Origin of the sequence: Bacillus sp. FSL K6-1005, from assembly GCF_038000225.1 — a bacterium.
Classification (GTDB): domain Bacteria; phylum Bacillota; class Bacilli; order Bacillales; family Bacillaceae; genus Bacillus; species Bacillus mojavensis.
Map to the genome: position 1 here is coordinate 3,641,006 of NZ_JBBOBP010000001.1, position 20,066 is coordinate 3,661,071.

A 20,066-nucleotide genomic window follows, 5' to 3' on the forward strand; every position below is an offset into this window, starting at 1 on the left:
ACCAAGAAGTAACCTGACATATGTGATTTCAGTGATGAGATGGTTGCTTGCATAACACATGTATCTAACCATTGATTTTTTTTGGTTTTTTTGAAAGCGTTTAATTCTTATCATATGAATCTATCCTGAACCATCCATACAAGTGTATGTGTTTACTAATGAAGGAGGCAATAAGAATGGCAGAAATCAGAAAATTAAAAAACTATATCAACGGTGAATGGGTTGAAAGCAAAACAGATCAATATGAAGACGTTATCAATCCGGCAACGAAAGAAGTGCTGTGCCAAGTGCCGATTTCTACAAAAGAAGACATTGATTACGCGACTCAAACAGCGGCTGAGGCATTTAAAACATGGTCGAAAGTGGCGGTTCCGCGCCGTGCGAGAATTCTATTTAACTTCCAGCAGCTGCTGTCTCAGCATAAAGAAGAACTTGCTCATCTAATCACCATCGAAAACGGCAAAAACACAAAAGAAGCTCTGGGAGAAGTGGGACGAGGGATTGAAAACGTTGAGTTCGCGGCAGGCGCGCCTTCTCTGATGATGGGAGACTCACTTGCATCTATTGCGACGGATGTTGAAGCGGCCAACTATCGCTACCCAATTGGAGTTGTCGGCGGAATCGCACCATTTAACTTCCCGATGATGGTTCCTTGCTGGATGTTCCCAATGGCCATTGCACTCGGCAACACATTTATTTTAAAACCGTCTGAGCGTACGCCGCTGTTAACGGAGAAATTGGTTGAGCTCTTCGAAAAAGCGGGTCTTCCTAAAGGTGTTTTCAACGTCGTATATGGTGCACATGATGTGGTAAACGGCATTCTGGAGCATCCTGAAATTAAAGCGATTTCATTTGTTGGCTCTAAGCCTGTTGGCGAATACGTCTACAAAAAAGGTAGCGAAAACTTAAAACGTGTTCAATCTCTGACAGGCGCGAAAAACCACACGATTGTCCTGAATGATGCGAATCTCGAAGACACGGTCACAAACATCATCGGAGCAGCCTTCGGTTCAGCTGGAGAACGCTGCATGGCTTGTGCGGTTGTGACAGTTGAAGAAGGTATCGCTGATGAATTCATGGCGAAGCTGCAGGAAAAAGTGGCTGAGATTAAAATCGGAAACGGCCTTGATGACGGCGTGTTTTTAGGACCGGTTATTCGCGAGGACAACAAGAAACGCACGCTCAGCTATATTGAAAAAGGATTGGAAGAAGGCGCGAGACTCGTTTGTGACGGACGTGAAAACGTATCTGACGACGGCTACTTTGTCGGCCCGACAATCTTCGATAACGTCACGACAGAGATGACGATCTGGAAAGATGAAATTTTCGCTCCGGTCTTATCCGTCATCCGCGTGAAAAACCTGAAAGAAGCCATTGAGATTGCCAACAAGTCTGAGTTTGCGAACGGCGCCTGCTTGTTCACATCGAACTCAAATGCCATCCGCTACTTCCGTGAAAACATTGATGCGGGAATGCTCGGCATCAACCTGGGTGTGCCGGCACCGATGGCGTTCTTCCCATTCTCAGGCTGGAAATCTTCATTCTTTGGAACGCTGCATGCGAACGGTAAAGACAGCGTCGACTTCTACACGCGTAAAAAAGTGGTGACGGCAAGATACCCGGCACCTGATTTCAACTAAACGACGAACAGCCGAACGGCGTGTCTCTGCGCTGTTCGGACTCATTCTTACCATAGAAAGAGGAGGGCTTAACCATGAGTCATTTGTTGCGTAAGCCGCAGTCGAATGAAGTATCAAAAGGCGTCAACCTTGTGCATGAAGTAACGAAATCAAACTCAGATCTTACCTATGTAGAGTTTAAAGTGTTAGATCTTACATCCGGTGCAAGCTATGCAGAAGAATTGAGAAAACAAGAAATCTGCATTGTGGCAGTGACGGGAAAAATCACAGTGACGGATCATGAATCTACGTTTGAACATATCGGTACGCGTGAAAGCGTATTTGAGAGAAAACCGACAGACAGCGTCTATATCTCCAATGACCGTGCCTTTGAGATTACGGCAGTGAGTGATGCGAGAGTGGCGCTTTGCTATTCGCCATCAGAGAAACAGCTTCCGACAAAGCTGATCAAGGCGGAAGACAACGGGATTGAACATCGCGGAAAGTTTTCGAACAAACGGACCGTTCACAACATTCTTCCGGATTCAGACCCTTCAGCTAACAGCCTTTTAGTGGTTGAAGTGTATACAGACAGCGGAAACTGGTCCAGCTACCCGCCTCATAAACACGATCAAGACAACCTGCCTGAGGAATCCTTCTTGGAAGAAACCTACTACCATGAATTAGATCCGGGCCAAGGCTTTGTATTTCAGCGCGTATACACTGACGACCGCTCCATTGACGAGACAATGACTGTAGAAAATGAAAACGTTGTCATTGTTCCTGCGGGATATCATCCGGTTGGTGTGCCGGACGGATATACTTCCTACTATTTAAATGTCATGGCAGGGCCGACGCGAAAGTGGAAGTTTCATAATGATCCGGCTCATGAGTGGATTTTAGAACGCTAACAAGTGAGGAGTGGCTGTTTACGATGAAGTATACATTCAATGAAGAGAAGGACTTTGATATTGTTGCCATCGGTCGGGCGTGTATTGACCTGAACGCGGTTGAATACAATCGTCCAATGGAAGAAACAATGACATTTTCGAAATACGTCGGCGGTTCGCCTGCGAATATTGCGATTGGCAGCTCAAAGCTCGGCTTAAAAGCGGGCTTTATCGGCAAAATTCCAGATGACCAGCATGGCAGGTTCATAGAGTCCTATATGAGAAACACCGGTGTAGACACAACGCAAATGATCGTTGATAAGGAAGGGCATAAAGCCGGTTTGGCATTTACGGAGATTCTGAGTCCGGAAGAATGCAGCATCTTAATGTACCGTGATGACGTAGCGGATCTTTATCTTGAGCCATCGGAGGTAAGCGAGGACTATATCGCCAATGCGAAAATGCTGCTCGTTTCCGGTACAGCGCTCGCCAAAAGCCCGTCTCGGGAAGCGGTGATAAAAGCCATTCAATATGCAAAAAAGCATCAGGTAAAAGTCGTATTCGAACTGGATTATCGTCCATACACTTGGCAGTCAGCGGATGAAACAGCGGTTTACTATTCTTTGGTCGCTGAGCAGTCCGATATCGTTATCGGAACACGGGATGAATTCGATGTTATGGAAAATCGCACAGGCGGCAGCAATGAAGAGTCTGTCAATTCTTTATTTGAGCATTCAGCCGATCTCGTCGTCATCAAGCACGGCGTAGAGGGCTCTTACGCATACCGCAAATCGGGCGAAGTCTTCCGCGCCCAAGCGTACAAGACAAACGTGCTGAAAACCTTTGGGGCCGGTGATTCGTATGCTTCGGCCTTTATCTACGGGCTTGTCAGCGGAAAAGACATTGAAACCGCATTGAAATACGGCAGCGCGTCAGCCTCCATTGTTGTCAGCAAGCACAGCTCATCGGAAGCCATGCCGACAGCGGAAGAAATCGTACAGCTTATTGAAGCACAGTCATAATTGAAAAAGATCGAGTAAAGGTGGGATCGTTTGTGGGTAAGAAAATTCGCTTAACAACAGCACAAGCACTGATTAAATTCTTAAACCAGCAGTACATCCATGTTGATGGAAAAGAAGAGCCTTTTGTTGAAGGGATTTTCACGATTTTCGGCCATGGAAATGTATTAGGGATTGGGCAGGCGCTTGAGCAGGATGCAGGCCATTTAAAAGTGTACCAAGGGAAAAATGAACAAGGAATGGCGCATGCCGCAATGGCGTACAGCAAGCAAATGCTGAGAAGAAAAATTTATGCGGTCTCAACATCTGTCGGACCGGGAGCGGCCAACTTAGTGGCGGCAGCCGGCACGGCATTGGCAAACAACATTCCTGTTCTCTTGATTCCGGCAGATACATTTGCGACAAGACAGCCAGATCCTGTACTGCAGCAAATGGAGCAAGAATACAGTGCGGCGGTTACGACAAACGATGCATTGAAACCTGTATCGAGATACTGGGATCGCGTTACACGCCCTGAGCAGCTGATGAGCAGCTTGCTTCGCGCTTTTGAAGTCATGACTGATCCGGCCAAAGCAGGCCCGGCGACCATTTGCATTTCTCAGGATGTCGAAGGTGAAGCGTACGATTTCGATGAGAGTTTCTTCGTCAAACGGGTTCACTATATTGATCGCATGCAGCCGAGCGAGCGTGAGCTTCAAGGTGCGGCGGAGCTGATTAAAGCCAGCAAAAATCCTGTGATCCTCGTCGGCGGAGGCGCAAAATACTCCGGTGCGCGCGATGAATTGGTTGCCATTTCTGAAGCGTATGACATTCCGTTAGTTGAAACGCAGGCAGGAAAATCGACAGTTGAAGCTGATTTTCCGAATAACCTCGGCGGAATGGGCATCACAGGTACACTTGCGGCAAATAAAGCGGCCCGCCAAGCTGATTTGATTATCGGTATCGGCACAAGATATACAGATTTTGCGACATCTTCTAAGACCGCTTTTGATTTTGATAAAGCGAAGTTTCTGAACATCAATGTCAGCCGAATGCAGGCGTATAAACTCGATGCGTTCCAAGTGGTAGCGGATGCAAAAGTGACGCTTGGCAAACTGCACGGCTTGCTTAAATGCTATAAGAGTGAATTCGGTTCAACGATCAAGGAGCTGAAGGACGAATGGCTCGCTGAACGTGAACGCCTCAGCAAAGTGACGTTTAAACGGGAAGCATTTGATCCGGAAATCAAACATCATTTCTCTCAAGAGGTTCTAAATGAATACGCTGACGCGTTGAATACGGAGCTTCCGCAAACAACGGCATTGCTGACGATCAACGAGACCATTCCTGAAGACAGCGTCATTATCTGTTCGGCAGGCTCTCTTCCTGGAGATTTGCAGCGTCTGTGGCATTCTAATGTTCCGAATACGTATCACTTGGAGTACGGATACTCCTGCATGGGCTATGAAGTGTCCGGGACACTGGGGCTTAAATTAGCCCACCCTGATAGAGAAGTGTATTCCATTGTCGGGGACGGCAGCTTCCTGATGCTTCACTCCGAGCTGATTACGGCGATTCAGTACAACAAGAAAATCAATGTGCTGCTTTTTGACAACTCTGGTTTTGGATGTATCAACAACCTGCAAATGGACCACGGAAGCGGCAGCTACTACTGTGAGTTCCGCACAGATGACAACCAAATCTTGAATGTCGATTACGCGAAAGTCGCTGAGGGTTACGGTGCGAAAACGTACCGTGCTAACACAGTGGAAGAGTTAAAAGCGGCGTTAGAGGATGCGAAGAAACAAGACGTATCAACGTTGATTGAAATGAAAGTGCTGCCAAAAACAATGACGGACGGCTATGACAGCTGGTGGCATGTCGGAGTAGCTGAAGTATCTGAACAAGAAAGCGTTCAAAAAGCATACGAAGCAAAAGAGAAAATGCTCGAATCTGCTAAGCAGTATTAGAGGGGAGGCAACATGATGGGCAAACATGAAATCCTGTGGGGGATCGCTCCCATTGGGTGGCGGAATGATGATATGCCTGAAATTGGAGCGGGAAATACACTTCAGCATTTGTTAAGTGATATTGTCGTCGCACGTTTTCAAGGGACGGAAGTCGGGGGCTTTTTCCCCGAGCCTGCCATCCTCAACAAAGAGCTTAAGCTTCGCAATTTGCGCATTGCCGGAAAATGGTTCAGCAGCTTCATTTTGCGTGACGGACTCGGTGAAGCGGCGAAGGCTTTTACCCTGCATTGTGAGTATTTGCAGCAAGTGAATGCGGATGTCGCAGTTGTCTCTGAACAAACCTACAGCGTGCAAAGCCTTGAGAAAAACGTGTTTACAGAGAAGCCGCATTTTACTGATGAGGAATGGCAACGGCTTTGTGAAGGATTAAATCATCTTGGGAAAATTGCCGCTCAGCATAGCTTAAAGCTGGTATATCATCACCACCTCGGTACTGGTGTCCAAACAGCGGAAGAAGTGGACCGCCTGATGGAGGGAACAGACCCTGCACATGTGCATCTCCTCTATGATACAGGCCATTCATATATTTCTGACGGCAATTACATGGGCATGCTGGAAAAGCATATTGATCGCATTAAACACGTGCATTTTAAGGACGCCCGTCTGAATGTCATGGAACAATGCAAACTCGAAGGGAAATCGTTTCAGCAATCGTTTTTACAAGGCATGTTTACGGTTCCCGGTGACGGATGCATTGATTTTAAAGAAGTGTATCAGCTGCTGTTAAAGCACAATTATTCCGGGTGGATTGTTGTTGAGGCTGAACAGAATCCCGATATCGCAAACCCGCTGGAGTACGCATTGATCGCCAGAAACTACATTGATAAGCAATTGTTGGGTGTGGCGAAATAACTAGAGGGGGAGTGAATATATGGGCAATACCATTGCAGATTCGGCCCTCAATAAACGGACCATCGCGGCAGCCTTGGCCAACTATATTGATGCCGGTTCGATTGTGGCTGGATCTGCTGGTTTATCGTTATGGGTCAGTTACCTGAAACTGTCAGATACCCAAATCGGTCTGCTTGGCGCGTTGAGCGCAAACGCCATTTCTGCCGCTGTCGGCGCTTTGCTCGGCGGATTTCTGGCGGATAGAGTTGGGCGGAAAGCTGTTTACACCAACAGCATGCTCGTTTACGCGCTTGGGATTTGTTTAGTCCTGTTTGGAGTCAATTTCCCCATGTTATTAAGCGGTTACATGATTATCGGGTTATCGGTTGGCGCTGATATCACCGCATCGTGGACCATTATCGCGGAAAACGCGCCTAAGAAAAACCGGGCCCGCCATTGCGGAGTCGCACAGGTCGCTTGGGCCGCGGGGGCAGTCGTTGTGTTGCTTCTCTCCGTATTGGTCGGTGACTTAGGCCTCTTGGGAAATAAAATTGTGTTTGCCCATCTGCTGGTCATTGCGCTGATTACGTACGTCCTCAGAATCAGACTTCCTGAGTCAGATGCATGGCAGCAGAAAAATCAGCCCGCAGACACACAAACAGAGAAGCCGGCTGTATTAAACAAAACATCGTACTTTGATTTGCTCAAGCCTATGTATCTAAAAAGCATCCTGTTTTTGATGGGTGTGTACCTGATTTGGAATTTAGCCGCCGGGGTGATGGGCTTTTTTATGCCATACATTTACCAGCAGGTCGGCGGAGTATCTGCCAATATGGCAAATCTTTTGCAAATGGGACTGTTTATCTTTACCGGACTGGGGGTCGCCTTGATCTTCATGCCTTTTGCAGATCAATATAGAAAACGTGTTTTTGGAATCGCAGCTTTTATGGCAGTGATCGGCTGGTCGCTGTTTCTGCTGCCGGTTGAAGGCCTGCCGGTTCTACTCCTGTTTATTGTCGTGATCGGCATCAATAACGGAGCCGGACAGCAAGCGAACTATCAGTTATGGGCCAGTGAAATCTTTCCTACGCAATATCGTGCTTCTGCACAAGGACTGATGTTTTTCCTCGTCCGTATTTCAATAGGGATTTGGAGTCTGTTTGTCCCAATGATTATGACCAATTTCGGCATTGGAACGATGGCTGCAATTCTCCTCGGATGTGTGACGGCCAGTATGATCATCGGGCTTCTCTTCGCGCCGAATACGTCTGGCAAGTCACTTGAACAAATTCAAGAGGAACTCTACGGTTCGCCTTACAATCACGTAAAGCAAGGCAAAGAAAGCAAAATGATGTAACCAACAGAAGGAGTGGCTGTCAATGAGTTTACGTATTGGTGTTATTGGAACTGGAGCAATCGGAAAAGAACACATTAACCGCATCACAAACAAACTGTCCGGCGCAGAAATTGTGGCTGTAACGGATGTGAATCAAGAAGCCGCACAGAACGTCGTCGAGCACTACCAATTAAATGCAGCAGTATATCCTGATGATGACAGCCTTCTGGCAGCTGAAAATGTAGATGCTGTCCTAGTGACAAGCTGGGGGCCTGCGCATGAATCGAGTGTTTTGAAAGCCATTAAAGCCCAGAAATATGTATTCTGTGAAAAACCGCTTGCGACAACTGCTGATGGATGTATGCGCATCGTCGAAGAAGAAATGAAAGTGGGGAAACGCCTCGTTCAAGTCGGATTCATGCGCCGTTATGACAGCGGTTACGTACAGCTGAAGGAAGCGCTCGATAACAATGTGATCGGCGAGCCGCTGATGATTCACTGCGCGCACCGCAACCCGACTGTAGCGGAAAATTATACGACTGATATGGCAGTTGTTGATACGCTCGTTCATGAAATTGATGTGCTGCACTGGCTCGTCAATGATGACTACGAGTCCGTTCAAGTCATCTATCCGAAAAAATCGAAAAACGCCCTGCCGCACTTAAAAGATCCGCAAATCGTAGTCATTGAAACAAAAGGCGGTATCGTCATCAATGCTGAAATCTTTGTGAACTGTAAATACGGCTATGACATTCAATGTGAGATTGTTGGAGAAGATGGCATCATCAAGCTTCCTGAACCATCAAGCATCAGCATGAGAAAAGAAGGGAAATTCAGCACAAACATTCTGATGGATTGGCAGAGGCGCTTTGTGGATGCGTACGATGTGGAAATCCAAGACTTCATTGATTCGATCCAGAAAAAAGGCGAAGTCAGCGGGCCGACGGCATGGGACGGCTATATTGCTGCCGTTACGACTGACGCGTGTGTAAAAGCCCAGGAATCTGGACAAAAAGAAAAGGTTGAATTGAAGGAAAAACCGGAATTCTATCAATCGTTTACAACAGTAGAAAACTAAAAAAAGAGGAGTGATAATATGAAATTAGCATTAGATCCATCAATGTATCGAGATGATTTAACGTTAGAGGAAATGGTCTATAAAACGGCGGAGCTTGGCTATGAATATATTGAACTATCGCCGCGCGAGGATTTTTGCCCATTCTATAAATATCCGAAAGTCGATTCAGCAAAAATCAAACAATTAAAGCGGCTTTTAAGGGATACAGGTGTTAAGCTTTCATCACTCCTTCCGCTTTACCACTGGGCGGGTCCTGAAGAAGACCGCCGCCAGGCTGCGGTACGCAACTGGAAAAGAGCGATCGAAATTGCGGTTGATCTTGAAGTGGATTTGATGAACAGTGAATTCAGCGGTTCAAAATATGATCCTTTAACAAGTGAAGAAAAATTCATCAAATCCATGGATGAGCTTCTGCCCGTCTTTGAAAAAGAAGGCATTAAACTCAATCTTCAAGCCCATCCATACGATTTTATCGAAACGCATAAAGGTGCGATGGATATGATCCGCGCGCTTGACAAGGATTGGATCAATCTTGTCTACTCGACTGCCCATACGTTCTTCTATGATGACGGCAAAGGCGACATCGAGACCATGTTTGACGAAGCCGGCGACCGCCTCACACATGTTTTATTTGCGGATACCTTTAATCATAAAGCGGCTCATGGCCTCCGCTACATCGTCAATCCGCCTGACGCGAAAGTAACGGTTCACCAGCATTTGGACATTGGTCAGGGTGAGGTTGATTTTGAGACGATTTTCAGAAAGCTGAGAGAGATGAAGTTCGACGGAATTGCGACGAATGCCGTTTTTGCTTGGGTCGATGAAAGAGCGGATGAATCAAGCCGATTTATGCTTAAAAAAATGAAAGAAGAATTAGGTCTGGCATAAGCTGAGCATGGAGTTCGGCGGGATATGGCGAACAGCCTTCCTGCCGAACTCCCTTCATATCTAAAATTGCAGATGGGGGAGTCTGGCATGAAACTTTGTTTTAACGAAGCAACAACATTGGAAAACTCAAATCTTAAACAGGATGTAGAACTATGCGAAAAGCACGGCTATGATTATATTGAAATCCGCACAATGGATAAGCTGCCGGAGTACTTAAAAGATCATTCATTGGATGATCTTGCGAAATATTTTCAAACCCATCACATCAAACCGCTTGCCTTAAACGCACTCGTGTTCTTCAACAACCGTGATGAAAAAGGCCGCAATGAGATCATCGCTGAATTTAAAGACATGATGGAAACGTGCAAAACCCTCGGTGTGAAATATGTCGTAGCCGTACCGCTTGTGACTGAGCAGAAGATTATAAAAGAAGAAATCAAAAAGAGCAGTGTAGAGGTACTGACTGAGCTTTCAGATATCGCAGAGCCGTATGGCGTAAAAATCGCGCTTGAATTTGTCGGCCACCCGCAATGTACGGTCAATACGTTTGAACAGGCGTACGACATCGTAAACACTGTCGAGCGTGACAATGTCGGGCTTGTCCTCGACAGTTTCCACTTCCACGCCATGGGTTCCAATATCGAAAGCTTAAAGCAAGCGGACGGAAAGAAAATTTTCATCTACCATATCGATGATACAGAAGATTTTCCAATCGGGTTTTTAACAGATGAGGATCGTGTATGGCCGGGCCACGGGGCGATTGACTTAGATGCCCACTTATCGGCTCTGAAGGAAATCGGCTTCTCTGATGTTGTATCGGTTGAGCTCTTCCGGCCTGAATACTATAAGCTGAGTGCTGAGGAAGCCATTCAAACAGCGAAAAAAACAACGGTTGATGTCGTATCAAAATACTTCAACATGTAATGGATAAAGGAGGGGTGGACATGGCTTTTGTATCGATGAAAGAGCTTCTTGAAGATGCAAAGCGGGAGCAATACGCGATCGGCCAGTTTAATATCAACGGTTTGCAGTGGACGAAGGCGATTTTGCAAGCGGCGCAAAAGGAGCAATCACCAGTCATCGCTGCGGCTTCTGATCGCCTTGTCGACTATTTAGGCGGATTTAAAACGATTGCCGCCATGGTCGGCGCGTTAATGGAGGACATGGCGATTACCGTTCCCGTGGTGCTTCATCTTGATCACGGAAGCAGTGCGGAACGCTGCAGACAGGCCATTGATGCCGGATTCAGCTCAGTGATGATTGACGGCTCTCATCAGCCGATTGACGAGAATATCACGATGACAAAAGAAGTCACCGATTATGCCGCAAAGCACGGCGTGTCAGTAGAAGCCGAAGTCGGCACGGTCGGAGGAATGGAAGACGGGCTGGTCGGCGGGGTCCGCTATGCCGATATCACGGAATGTGAGCGGATCGTCAAAGAAACCAATATCGACGCGCTAGCCGCTGCCCTCGGCTCTGTACACGGCAAATATCAGGGTGAGCCGAATCTCGGATTTAAGGAAATGGAGGCTATCTCCCGCATGACTGATATTCCCCTCGTTCTTCACGGGGCATCCGGGATTCCTCGGGATCAGATCAAAAAAGCCATCGGGCTCGGCCACGCGAAGATCAATATCAATACGGAATGTATGGTGGCCTGGACAAACGAAACACGCCGCATGTTTCAGGAAAACAGCGATCTGTACGAACCGCGCGGCTATATGACACCCGGCATTGAAGCCGTGGAAGAGACAGTGCGAAGCAAAATGAGAGAGTTCGGATCAGCCGGTAAAGCAGCTAAGCAGCAGGTCGGCTGAAGAGACCTGAAACCGCCGAGATGGCGGTTTTTTTGTGCGGTGTTGCGTCCGTACCCCCGAAACGATTATGATGATGGCAGCAGTGTAAGAAACGGGAGTGGTTCAGTTTGAATAAAATCATGATTGTAGAAGACAGTGAAGACATTCGCGGACTATTGCAGAATTATCTTGAAAAATACGGATACCAAACCGTGGTCGCCGCGGATTTCACGGCTGTTCTTGATGTCTTTTTGCGAGAAAAGCCTGATGTGGTGCTGCTTGATATCAACCTGCCGTCCTATGACGGCTATTATTGGTGCCGCCAGATCCGCCAGCACTCCACAAGCCCGATCATTTTCATTTCAGCCAGAAGCGGGGAAATGGATCAGGTGATGGCGATTGAAAACGGCGGAGACGATTATATCGAAAAACCCTTTTCCTACGATATTGTGCTGGCGAAAATCAAAAGCCAGATCCGCAGGGCATACGGAGAGTACGCCGCAAAACAGGGAGAGAAAGTGGTTGAATATGCCGGCGTTCAGCTCTTTGTGGAACGGTTTGAACTGCGTTTTCAGGATGAAAAAAGCGAGCTTTCTAAAAAAGAAAGCAAGCTTTTGGAAGTGCTGCTTGAGCGGGGAGAAAAGGTGACGAGCCGGGACCGTCTCATGGAAAAGACGTGGGATACCGACATATTCATCGATGATAATACACTTAACGTGTATATCACGCGGCTCAGAAAAAAACTGCGGGAGCTTAATGCGCCTGTTTCTATTGAAGCGGTGCGGGGCGAAGGCTACCAGCTGAGGGCACAGTCATGAAGCTGTTTCTCCGGTCTCATACAGTGCTGATTCTGCTTTTTCTCCTCCAAGGGCTGTTTGTGTTCTTTTATTACTGGTTTGCGGGTCTTCATTCTTTTTCTCACTTGTTTTACATATTGGGCGTGCAGCTTCTTATTTTGGCGGGCTATCTTGCCTATCGCTGGTACAAAGACCGCGGCGTGTATCATTGGCTCAGCTCGGGGCAGGAAGAGACGGACATCCCGTATCTCGGTTCTTCAGTGTTTTGTTCAGAGCTGTATGAAAAGCAGATGGAGCTGATGCGTCTGCAGCACCAGAAGCTCCATGAGACTGAAGCCAAGCTTGACGCGCGGGTGACGTATATGAATCAATGGGTGCATCAAGTAAAGACACCGCTGTCGGTCATTAATTTAATCATTCAGGAAGAAGATGAGCCCGTTTTTGAACAAATCAAAAAAGAAGTCCGGCAGATTGAATTCGGGCTGGAGACGCTTCTTTATTCTTCAAGGCTCGACCTGTTTGAACGGGATTTTAAAATCGAAGCGGTTTCCCTGTCAGAGCTTCTCCAATCGGTCATTCAAAGCTATAAACGATTTTTTATTCAATACCGCGTCTATCCGAAAATGGATATTCGCGATGATCATCAGATTTACACCGATGCCAAATGGCTCAAGTTTGCGATCGGCCAAGTGGTCACAAATGCGGTCAAGTATTCGGCAGGCAAGAGTGACAGACTTGAGCTGAATGTCTCCCGCGATGAAGACAGGACGGTGCTTGAAGTCAAAGATTACGGTGTCGGCATACCCTCGCAAGACATCAAGCGGGTGTTTGACCCTTATTATACCGGTGAAAACGGGCGGCGTTTCCAAGAATCTACGGGAATCGGCCTCCATCTCGTCAAAGAAATTACGGACAAGCTCAATCATACGGTGGACATCAGCTCGTCTCCCGGTGAAGGGACCTCGGTTCGATTTTCATTTCTTACAAAAGTGTAAGGCTGCGTTAAGAAAACAACATAGATCGTTTTGTTTCCCCTTGATAACATGGATTTACGTCAAGGGGAATTTTTATGTCGAACGTCCCGATACTACATGAAAGCAGCCCAGACCAACAAGAATAGAACCATAAGGAGGATTTTCATGGCGAATATGCTTGAAGTCAAACATATAAATAAAACCTATAAAGGACAAGTGTCCTATCAAGCCTTAAAGCAAATTTCATTTTCAATAGAAGAAGGAGGATTCACGGCGGTGATGGGACCGTCCGGTTCCGGAAAAACAACGCTTTTGAATATCATTTCAACGATCGACCGGCCGGATTCAGGCGATATCCTGATTCACGGAGAAAACCCGCACCGGCTGAAGCGGACAAAGCTCGCTCATTTCCGCCGAAAGCAGCTCGGATTTGTGTTTCAGGATTTCAACCTTCTGGACACGCTGACGATTGGTGAAAATATCATGCTGCCGTTAACGCTTGAAAAAGAAGCACCGTCTGTAATGGAAGAAAAACTGCAAGGCATCGCGGCAAAGCTCGGAATCGAAGACCTGCTCAACAAACGGACGTTTGAAGTGTCCGGAGGCCAGCGCCAGCGGGCCGCCATCGCAAGAGCGGTCATTCATAAGCCGTCACTCATCCTGGCTGATGAACCGACGGGGAACCTGGATTCCAAAGCGTCAAAAGACGTCATGGAAACGATGCAGAGCCTGAATCAGGATGATCATGTCACGGCTTTGATGGTGACCCACGATCCTGTTGCGGCAAGCTACTGCCGCCGCGTCATCTTTATAAAAGACGGCGAACTGTTTAATGAGATTTACCGCGGGGAAAACCGCCAAGTATTTTATGAACAAATTCTTGATGTGCTGTCTATGCTGGGGGGAAACGCAAATGACCTTTCTTCAGTTCGCTTATAAAAACGTCACCAGAAACAAAAGGGCCTATCTTGCATTCTTTTTAAGCAGTGCCTTTTCCGTTTTGATTTTCTTTACCTTTGCGATGTTCCTGTTTCATCCGGCATTAAAGGAAGGCTACCTGAATAACATCGCCAAAAAAGGCTTAACCGCTGCGGAATGGATGATCTTTGTTTTTTCTTTCTTATTTGTTCTGTATTCGGTTAATGCATTTTTGAAATCGAGAAATAAAGAATTCGGCATCCTGCTCATGCAGGGCATCACGCCGGGGCAGCTGAGAAAGCTCATTACGGCGGAAAATATGATTATCGGCGTCATGTCAATTGCAGCCGGCATTATCGGAGGATTCATTTTTTCAAAGACGTTCTTTACGGTCGGCGCTTATATTTTAGAAATGGACGCGCTGCCTTTGTATATGCCTTGGAAAGCGCTCGGTATTACGGCTGGCGGATTTCTGCTCTTATTTTTCCTTTTATCGCAGTTTACGATCCTTTTTGTCAGATCAAATACGGTTATCAAATTAATAAAGGGCACTGACAAGATTAAGCCGGAGCCAAAGCCGTCCGTGCTACTGTCCTTATTCGGCATCGCCTGTCTGTGCTACGGGTACGGCATGGTCCTTAAAGGCAATATCCACGGGACCGAACCGTTTATCATTTTACTGCTCACCGTCATCGGAACGTATTTCTTTTTCAGCCAAAGCAGCATCTGGATTCTGCGCGCGCTGAAGAAGTGGAAAACCTTTTATCTACGCGGGAAAAATATCATTTGGGTTTCTGACCTTGTCTATCGTTTAAAAGACAACGCCCGCTTGTTCTTTATTGTCAGCATTATTTCCGCGGTTGCGTTTACGGCTACGGGCGTGCTCGCAATGTACAAATCGACCGTCGGGGCGGAAGAGTCCGCTTATGAGATGGAGTATATATCTTACAGCGGCAATCCAAAAGAAGAGACTCATTTGAAAAAAATTGACCATGAACTGAAAACACACGGCTTTACGTATAAGAAAGACGAGATAAATGTTTCTTATGTTCGCTATCAGGAAGGAGAGACGGTTCCCCCTGTTTACATGATCAGCGAATCGGATGTATCAAAATACTTCCATGTCAAGCTGAACGGCCTGAAAAATGATGAGGCTATCTTTTTCCCGGGCACGTATGACCGAAATTTCAAAAACGAAGCGCCGGATCAGCTGAAGCTGCTGAACCAAAAAGGCAAGCCGTCTGACCAAAAATTGTCGGTAAAAGAAGTCAAAAAACCGCTGATTTCATTAAATGCCATCATCGCGGTGAACGATCAAACCTTTGATCAGCTCAAATCACTCGGTGATAAAGCGACATTATACGGCTACAGCTATGATCATTGGAAAGACAGTCTAGGGTTCAGCCAATCCTTGAAAAATGAGATTTACGGCAATTATATCGACGTGCATTCTGATTTTATGGCAAAAGCCGGGACTTACTATGATACGGTGCAGCTGCCGAGCTTAAGTTTATTCATCGGACTGTTTATCGCGATCGTCTTCTTTATCGCGGCAGCAAGTTTCTTATATTTCAGGCTGTTCACCGATTTAGAAGAAGATCGGGAGCGTTACCGTTCGCTGGCCAAAATCGGTTTGAGTGAGCGTGAGATGTCACAAAGCGTGACGATACAATTGGCGATTCTCTTTTTCTTTCCATTTGTCATTGCTGTCATGCATACGCTGTTTGCCTTGAGAACATTAGCCGTGGATGGCTATTCCGTAGTAGCGGGACCGCTCAGTCTCACCATCGGAGGGTTTTTCATTTTTCAGCTTCTGTTCTTCCTCGCGGTGCGGTCGAGCTATTTGAAAAAAATGAACAAGTAAGGGGCGTGCAAAGATGAAAAAAGCATTGGCAATCCTGGCCGTACTAGCGGCCGCTGCCGCAATATGCGGGCTTCTCTTTTTTCATAACGATGTTACAGACAGGTTTAATCCGTTTATTCACCAGCAAAATGTCTATGTCCAGATTGATCGAGATGGCAGACATCTTAGCCCGGGCGGTACTGAGTATACATTAGACGGATACAATGCATCCGGAAAAAAAGAAGAAGTGACCTTTTTCGCCGGTAAAGACCTTCGAAAGAACGCGTATTTGAAGGTGAAGGCAAAAGGAAAGTATGTCGAGACTTGGGAAGAAGTCAGGTTTGAAGATATGCCGCACTCCGTACAGTCAGCATTAAAGTGAATCATAAAAAAACGGCACAGTGTCATAACTGTGCCATTTTCTTTATTTTTTATTTTCTTCGGCCCGTTTGATCAGCATGTCGGTGATGATATCCACCTGTTTGCTGACAGAAATCGGATCGTACGGGTAGAACGTGTCAAAGTCATTGATAAACACGCGATTATGTTTGACAGCGTCTAGGTTTTTCCAGATAGAGGAGTCCTTCAGCTTGTCGAGCGTTTTGCTTTCGCCTTTCGGATTGTAGTCCGTAATGAACATATAATCTGCGGCATACTCGGGAATGACCTCTTGAGAGAGCTGTTTCATCTCTCCTTTTTTGATGACATCTTGTTCAATTTTTTCAGGCGCTTTTAACCCAAGCGCGTTGTATACAGCTTGGCCGCCGCGACCGCCATTGTCATTGAAGACCCAGAATTCGCCTTTGTCTGTGTTTTCATAAATGCCGAAGGTCGCATCTTGGTCGATGACGCCGGCAATTTTCTTTTTGGCTGCTTCCGCTTTTTTGTTAAAGTCAGCCATAAATGCTTTTGCTTTATCCTTGGCGCCCGCAATATCTCCGAACATTGCAACGGTATCCTCGATGTTTTTCGCGGTGTTATAAGGAACGACAACGGTTGGAGCGATTTTCTTTAATTTATCGACGTTCTCTTCATTCATGACAACAATTAAGTCAGGCTGAAGTTCCATGACTTTCTCAACGCTGATCGGATCACCAACATCCTTTACATCTTTCAGCTTTGATTTTAAAAATGGATTATCAAATGACCATGAGCCCGAGCCGACCACATTCGCACCGACAGACAGCAATTCCCCAGCATAAAAATCAGTAACGATGCGTTTCGGATGTGCAGGAATGTTGACGTTCCCTTTTGTTGATTTGTATGTTCTCATTTCTGTCTTATCTGAAGCTGAATGACCTGAGCTTCCTTTCGAAGCCGTGCCGCTGCAAGCACTGACAAACACGAGAAGCAGCACCAGCATGCCTGCGAGCAATATGTTCTTTTTCATCAAGAACCCCCCAATATGTATGTTCATTAATTAGTAATGATTATCATTATCAACTAATAATATAGCAAGAAACCTGTTCTCCGTCTATCACAATTTTAAAGGGAGAAAGTTTTTGTTATACAAGTGACGCGGTATTCATTATCGATTATTATAGGTAAATAGGAGGAGGAGAATATGGAAATCACAAAAAGAGGTGCTGCGTGGGAATGGCTTCATAGCTGGTGGATGCTGTTTATTCTCATGCCTTTTGCCATTACCAGTTTTTTTGCCTTTTTATTTATTGGCATCAAGGTCAGAAATAAAAAGTGGATCATGTACGGAATTATTTATTTTTTGGTATTTGCATTTGCTTTCGTGCTGCCTGACCCGCCCGGACTACTTATTGTGCTCCCGTTGTGGGCTGTGACCATTATTCACGGTTTTAAAGTGCGTCCGCTGTATTTGATTCAGCTGGATGTCTACAAAGACAATGTGGAGGCACGGGCCTTTGCCGAGGCAAGAAGTGAAGCCGAGAGCAGATTTCATGCGCCGAAACAGTCTATCCAAGATATACATATTCGCAAAGACCGGTAAGAAAAAAGCTCAACACTAAACATTGTGTTGAGCTTTTTATATGCTACTGCTGATAGGAATGCTGCTGGAATGGCGTTTGTTGACTGAATGGAAGTGTAGATACATTTGTATTCATCATACTTGATTGTCCATTGAGTTCCTGCTGCATCTGGTTGCACATGTTGACAACCTGCTGGCATTTTTGAATGGCTGCGTCATGCCCTTGCAGCGCTTGCTGAATGGTATGTGCAGCTTGTTGTTCGTGATTGAGGATCTGCTGCAGCATTTGAATGTTTTGCTGCTCTTGATGAAGCATTTGACGATATTGGTTGCTGCTTTGCTGTGTTTGCTGAATAAGCTGCTGCGCTGTCTGGCGGCATTGGTTCAGCTGCTGCAAACTGTGTTGCGTATTGTGCATGTATAATCCCTCCATGTGTTCAATTGACATTTGTCGGTCTTATCATGCAACCCGAACCAGAAGAAATTCGGCAAAAGGAGAACTACAATTATTTTCCTTGCACCCCTCGTCCTTTGAATGACATCGGCAAAAATTGTATACTTGTAAAAACCCTTTTTATGTAAATGTCCCGCCCTGCACATAAGAATAGCGGAAAACGAAACTCCGACATCTGGAGAATCGTATTCCGCTTTTTTCTTTTCTTGCTTCAGAAACCGCCTTCGCCCGCAGTAAATGGGATATTTAATCTGTTTTCTACCGTACGAAGACGCTGATTGAGCCGGTTTAAGCGGCGTGTATGGCGTTCAACAGCCTGGCTTAGCTGATTGACCTGATCGGCCATCCTTGCAATTTCCCGGTTTTGACGGCGATCCTCATTCGACAGACGGGTTAATTCTCTTGTCTGCTGTTCGTTTTGCCGTTCAAGCGCAGCAATTCTTCTTTCCAATGCCGGCTGTCTGTCCGTCTGGTATGGCTGGTATACATCCTGCTGCGGATATGGATTGTATTCATATTGGCTATAGTAAGGTTCCTGCTGAGGGAGCTGCGGGCTGTAATATTGATAAGGGTTCATGTAATCAATCTCCTTAAAAAGAATGTGGGTGAATTCCTTATAATCTATGTAGTCATTGGCACAGTGCCACGGCATTCGCCTAAAAAGGGGCAGAAAGGAAGGTGATGACATTGTGCAGAAAAGGACCTATCATTTTGTTCTTGTCTGCTGTATGGCTCATGCTTACGGGCTGCCAGCAGCCAAAAGAAGAGACGCCATTTTATTACGGAACGTGGGATGAGGGCATTACCCCCGGTCCCGCAGACGGCGTGAAATCAGCAACGGTCACATTTACCAAAGACAAGGTGCTGGAGACGGAGGTGATTGAAGGGAGAGGAGAGGTGCAGCTGCCCTTTATGGAATACAAGGTGATGTCTCAAAGCACTGACGGCTCCATTGAGATCCAGTACCTTGGCTCCTATTATCCGCTCAAAAGCAAACTGAAAAGAGGAAGAGACGGAACGTTGATATGGGAACAAAATGGTCAGGCCAAAACGATGACAAGAATCGAGTCAAAGGCCGGCAAGGAGGAGAAACATGAGAAATAAAAAAGCGGAAAGTCTAGTGGTGACAGGCCTTATTTTACATATCATTCAGTGGATATTCGTATTATGGGCTTTTCTCAAAATCAAGCATTTATTTAGTGGCTATACGATCTACAATCCGAATGTCATTAACGGGTCGATGCAGTCGTTATCATTTATGCAAATGCTGCGTTCTATGATGTACTCGGGCGCACTGGTGAATTATGTTCTGTTTTTTGTGATTGCATTGCTTATGTATTGTTTAGTGCTGCATGCGATCATGATTATTCTCGAAATAGCTGCTTATGTGATGATCAGACGGAACCCTTCATCTTCTTGGGCATATTTTTTGACGGCGGCGGGTGTGAAGCTTGCCATCTTCAATATCACGGGTATTCCATTTTTAGCTGCCGGCTTCCTGCTGATGAAACAGAAACAAGCAGAGACCGGCGAAAAGGGTCCAGAACCAAAGCGCAAGCCGCGCACGCGGATTCGGAGACAAGGCAGACGTCTAAACAGAAACAGGAGAAAATCATCTCTTGCGGTTGAATATCAAAAAGGAAAAACGATATGATGGGACTATAGCCTGAAA

The 20,066-nt window shown here is 46.2% G+C and carries 21 protein-coding genes; 18 read left to right on the forward strand and 3 right to left on the reverse strand.

Features of this window, described 5'->3' with window-relative positions:
- The first annotated feature begins 176 nt into the window (after nucleotides 1-176).
- The 15 genes from iolA to NST16_RS18920 all read left to right on the forward strand — a co-directional run bounded on the left by iolA (nucleotide 177) and on the right by NST16_RS18920 (nucleotide 16,380).
- Nucleotides 177-1,640, forward strand: a complete 1,464-nt coding sequence (gene iolA / locus NST16_RS18850; RefSeq protein WP_340887990.1) for a methylmalonate-semialdehyde dehydrogenase — start codon at nucleotides 177-179, stop codon at nucleotides 1,638-1,640.
- A 74-nt stretch (nucleotides 1,641-1,714) separates the two neighbouring features.
- Nucleotides 1,715-2,530 carry a 5-deoxy-glucuronate isomerase gene (gene iolB / locus NST16_RS18855; protein WP_340887992.1) on the forward strand — a complete coding sequence of 272 codons (816 nt, stop codon included), beginning with the start codon at nucleotides 1,715-1,717 and terminating at the stop codon, nucleotides 2,528-2,530.
- A gap of 23 nt (nucleotides 2,531-2,553) precedes the next feature.
- Nucleotides 2,554-3,531, forward strand: coding sequence for a 5-dehydro-2-deoxygluconokinase (gene iolC, locus NST16_RS18860; RefSeq protein ID WP_340887994.1), 978 nt, complete (start codon nucleotides 2,554-2,556; stop codon nucleotides 3,529-3,531).
- Nucleotides 3,532-3,563: 32 nt separating this feature from the next.
- The gene (gene iolD / locus NST16_RS18865; RefSeq protein WP_340887996.1) at nucleotides 3,564-5,477 is read left to right on the forward strand and encodes a 3D-(3,5/4)-trihydroxycyclohexane-1,2-dione acylhydrolase (decyclizing); all 1,914 of its coding nucleotides are present in this window, start codon (nucleotides 3,564-3,566) and stop codon (nucleotides 5,475-5,477) included.
- Between the two features lie 15 nt (nucleotides 5,478-5,492).
- Nucleotides 5,493-6,389, forward strand: coding sequence for a myo-inosose-2 dehydratase (gene iolE / locus NST16_RS18870; RefSeq protein ID WP_340888428.1), 897 nt, complete (start codon nucleotides 5,493-5,495; stop codon nucleotides 6,387-6,389).
- A gap of 19 nt (nucleotides 6,390-6,408) precedes the next feature.
- Nucleotides 6,409-7,725 (forward strand): myo-inositol transporter IolF, encoded by a 1,317-nt coding sequence (iolF, locus tag NST16_RS18875; protein WP_326230186.1) that lies wholly within the window; start codon nucleotides 6,409-6,411, stop codon nucleotides 7,723-7,725.
- A gap of 22 nt (nucleotides 7,726-7,747) precedes the next feature.
- Nucleotides 7,748-8,782: a bifunctional inositol 2-dehydrogenase/D-chiro-inositol 1-dehydrogenase gene (gene iolG, locus NST16_RS18880; protein ID WP_268447853.1), complete on the forward strand. Its 1,035-nt coding sequence runs from the start codon at nucleotides 7,748-7,750 to the stop codon at nucleotides 8,780-8,782.
- A gap of 18 nt (nucleotides 8,783-8,800) precedes the next feature.
- Entirely contained in the window at nucleotides 8,801-9,670 is an 870-nt protein-coding gene (locus NST16_RS18885; RefSeq protein WP_010332522.1) for a sugar phosphate isomerase/epimerase family protein, read from the forward strand.
- An 87-nt stretch (nucleotides 9,671-9,757) separates the two neighbouring features.
- Nucleotides 9,758-10,594, forward strand: a complete 837-nt coding sequence (gene iolI, locus NST16_RS18890) for a 2-keto-myo-inositol isomerase (RefSeq protein ID WP_268504226.1) — start codon at nucleotides 9,758-9,760, stop codon at nucleotides 10,592-10,594.
- A gap of 20 nt (nucleotides 10,595-10,614) precedes the next feature.
- Nucleotides 10,615-11,487 carry a 6-phospho-5-dehydro-2-deoxy-D-gluconate aldolase gene (gene iolJ, locus NST16_RS18895; RefSeq protein ID WP_340888004.1) on the forward strand — a complete coding sequence of 291 codons (873 nt, stop codon included), beginning with the start codon at nucleotides 10,615-10,617 and terminating at the stop codon, nucleotides 11,485-11,487.
- Between the two features lie 107 nt (nucleotides 11,488-11,594).
- Nucleotides 11,595-12,284 (forward strand): two-component system response regulator YxdJ, encoded by a 690-nt coding sequence (gene yxdJ / locus NST16_RS18900; protein WP_014666014.1) that lies wholly within the window; start codon nucleotides 11,595-11,597, stop codon nucleotides 12,282-12,284.
- Entirely contained in the window at nucleotides 12,281-13,258 is a 978-nt protein-coding gene (yxdK, locus tag NST16_RS18905; protein WP_340888005.1) for a two-component system sensor histidine kinase YxdK, read from the forward strand. The genes yxdJ and yxdK overlap by 4 nt, the downstream gene beginning before the upstream one ends.
- Nucleotides 13,259-13,402: 144 nt before the next feature.
- On the forward strand, nucleotides 13,403-14,176 hold the full coding sequence (gene yxdL / locus NST16_RS18910) for an ABC transporter ATP-binding protein YxdL (RefSeq protein WP_106019832.1): 774 nt from the start codon (nucleotides 13,403-13,405) through the stop codon (nucleotides 14,174-14,176).
- The gene (gene yxdM, locus NST16_RS18915; protein WP_340888010.1) at nucleotides 14,151-16,019 is read left to right on the forward strand and encodes an ABC transporter permease YxdM; all 1,869 of its coding nucleotides are present in this window, start codon (nucleotides 14,151-14,153) and stop codon (nucleotides 16,017-16,019) included. Before yxdL ends, yxdM begins: the two co-directional genes overlap by 26 nt.
- A 13-nt stretch (nucleotides 16,020-16,032) precedes the next feature.
- The gene (locus NST16_RS18920) at nucleotides 16,033-16,380 is read left to right on the forward strand and encodes a YxeA family protein (protein WP_340888013.1); all 348 of its coding nucleotides are present in this window, start codon (nucleotides 16,033-16,035) and stop codon (nucleotides 16,378-16,380) included.
- Between the two features lie 42 nt (nucleotides 16,381-16,422).
- Here the strand turns inward: NST16_RS18920 and NST16_RS18925 are convergent, their stop codons facing one another.
- A complete protein-coding gene (locus tag NST16_RS18925; protein WP_340888014.1) occupies nucleotides 16,423-17,388 on the reverse strand; it encodes an iron-hydroxamate ABC transporter substrate-binding protein in 966 nt (321 codons plus the stop codon).
- Between the two features lie 174 nt (nucleotides 17,389-17,562).
- Between NST16_RS18925 and NST16_RS18930 the strand changes: the two genes are divergently transcribed.
- Nucleotides 17,563-17,961 (forward strand): hypothetical protein, encoded by a 399-nt coding sequence (locus NST16_RS18930; RefSeq protein WP_268444913.1) that lies wholly within the window; start codon nucleotides 17,563-17,565, stop codon nucleotides 17,959-17,961.
- A 43-nt stretch (nucleotides 17,962-18,004) separates the two neighbouring features.
- Here NST16_RS18930 and NST16_RS18935 read toward each other — a convergent pair whose 3' ends face one another.
- Together NST16_RS18935 and cotNE are read right to left on the reverse strand one after the other, a co-directional pair.
- Nucleotides 18,005-18,358, reverse strand: a complete 354-nt coding sequence (locus NST16_RS18935; protein ID WP_340888017.1) for a hypothetical protein — start codon at nucleotides 18,356-18,358, stop codon at nucleotides 18,005-18,007.
- 247 nt (nucleotides 18,359-18,605) lie between these two features.
- Nucleotides 18,606-18,971 carry an inner spore coat protein CotNE gene (gene cotNE, locus NST16_RS18940; protein ID WP_010332511.1) on the reverse strand — a complete coding sequence of 122 codons (366 nt, stop codon included), beginning with the start codon at nucleotides 18,969-18,971 and terminating at the stop codon, nucleotides 18,606-18,608.
- 104 nt (nucleotides 18,972-19,075) lie between these two features.
- Between cotNE and NST16_RS18945 the strand changes: the two genes are divergently transcribed.
- Entirely contained in the window at nucleotides 19,076-19,498 is a 423-nt protein-coding gene (locus tag NST16_RS18945; RefSeq protein WP_340888430.1) for a DUF3255 family protein, read from the forward strand.
- Nucleotides 19,488-20,048, forward strand: a complete 561-nt coding sequence (locus NST16_RS18950; protein WP_340888020.1) for a hypothetical protein — start codon at nucleotides 19,488-19,490, stop codon at nucleotides 20,046-20,048. The genes NST16_RS18945 and NST16_RS18950 overlap by 11 nt, the downstream gene beginning before the upstream one ends.
- Nucleotides 20,049-20,066: the final 18 nt, after the last annotated feature.

Excerpts from the sequence above, each read along its gene's own strand:
- iolA (WP_340887990.1), top strand. The coding sequence starts at position 177 with ATGGCAGAAATCAGAAAATTAAAAAACTATATCAACGGTGAATGGGTT.
- iolB (WP_340887992.1), top strand. The coding sequence starts at position 1,715 with ATGAGTCATTTGTTGCGTAAGCCGCAGTCGAATGAAGTATCAAAAGGC.
- iolC (WP_340887994.1), top strand. The coding sequence starts at position 2,554 with ATGAAGTATACATTCAATGAAGAGAAGGACTTTGATATTGTTGCCATC.
- iolE (WP_340888428.1), top strand. The coding sequence starts at position 5,493 with ATGGGCAAACATGAAATCCTGTGGGGGATCGCTCCCATTGGGTGGCGG.
- iolF (WP_326230186.1), top strand. The coding sequence starts at position 6,409 with ATGGGCAATACCATTGCAGATTCGGCCCTCAATAAACGGACCATCGCG.
- iolG (WP_268447853.1), top strand. The coding sequence starts at position 7,748 with ATGAGTTTACGTATTGGTGTTATTGGAACTGGAGCAATCGGAAAAGAA.
- NST16_RS18885 (WP_010332522.1), top strand. The coding sequence starts at position 8,801 with ATGAAATTAGCATTAGATCCATCAATGTATCGAGATGATTTAACGTTA.
- iolI (WP_268504226.1), top strand. The coding sequence starts at position 9,758 with ATGAAACTTTGTTTTAACGAAGCAACAACATTGGAAAACTCAAATCTT.
- iolJ (WP_340888004.1), top strand. The coding sequence starts at position 10,615 with ATGGCTTTTGTATCGATGAAAGAGCTTCTTGAAGATGCAAAGCGGGAG.
- yxdK (WP_340888005.1), top strand. The coding sequence starts at position 12,281 with ATGAAGCTGTTTCTCCGGTCTCATACAGTGCTGATTCTGCTTTTTCTC.
- yxdL (WP_106019832.1), top strand. The coding sequence starts at position 13,403 with ATGGCGAATATGCTTGAAGTCAAACATATAAATAAAACCTATAAAGGA.
- yxdM (WP_340888010.1), top strand. The coding sequence starts at position 14,151 with ATGACCTTTCTTCAGTTCGCTTATAAAAACGTCACCAGAAACAAAAGG.
- NST16_RS18920 (WP_340888013.1), top strand. The coding sequence starts at position 16,033 with ATGAAAAAAGCATTGGCAATCCTGGCCGTACTAGCGGCCGCTGCCGCA.
- NST16_RS18925 (WP_340888014.1), bottom strand. The coding sequence starts at position 17,388 with ATGAAAAAGAACATATTGCTCGCAGGCATGCTGGTGCTGCTTCTCGTG.
- NST16_RS18930 (WP_268444913.1), top strand. The coding sequence starts at position 17,563 with ATGGAAATCACAAAAAGAGGTGCTGCGTGGGAATGGCTTCATAGCTGG.
- NST16_RS18935 (WP_340888017.1), bottom strand. The coding sequence starts at position 18,358 with ATGCACAATACGCAACACAGTTTGCAGCAGCTGAACCAATGCCGCCAG.
- cotNE (WP_010332511.1), bottom strand. The coding sequence starts at position 18,971 with ATGAACCCTTATCAATATTACAGCCCGCAGCTCCCTCAGCAGGAACCT.
- NST16_RS18945 (WP_340888430.1), top strand. The coding sequence starts at position 19,076 with ATGACATTGTGCAGAAAAGGACCTATCATTTTGTTCTTGTCTGCTGTA.
- NST16_RS18950 (WP_340888020.1), top strand. The coding sequence starts at position 19,488 with ATGAGAAATAAAAAAGCGGAAAGTCTAGTGGTGACAGGCCTTATTTTA.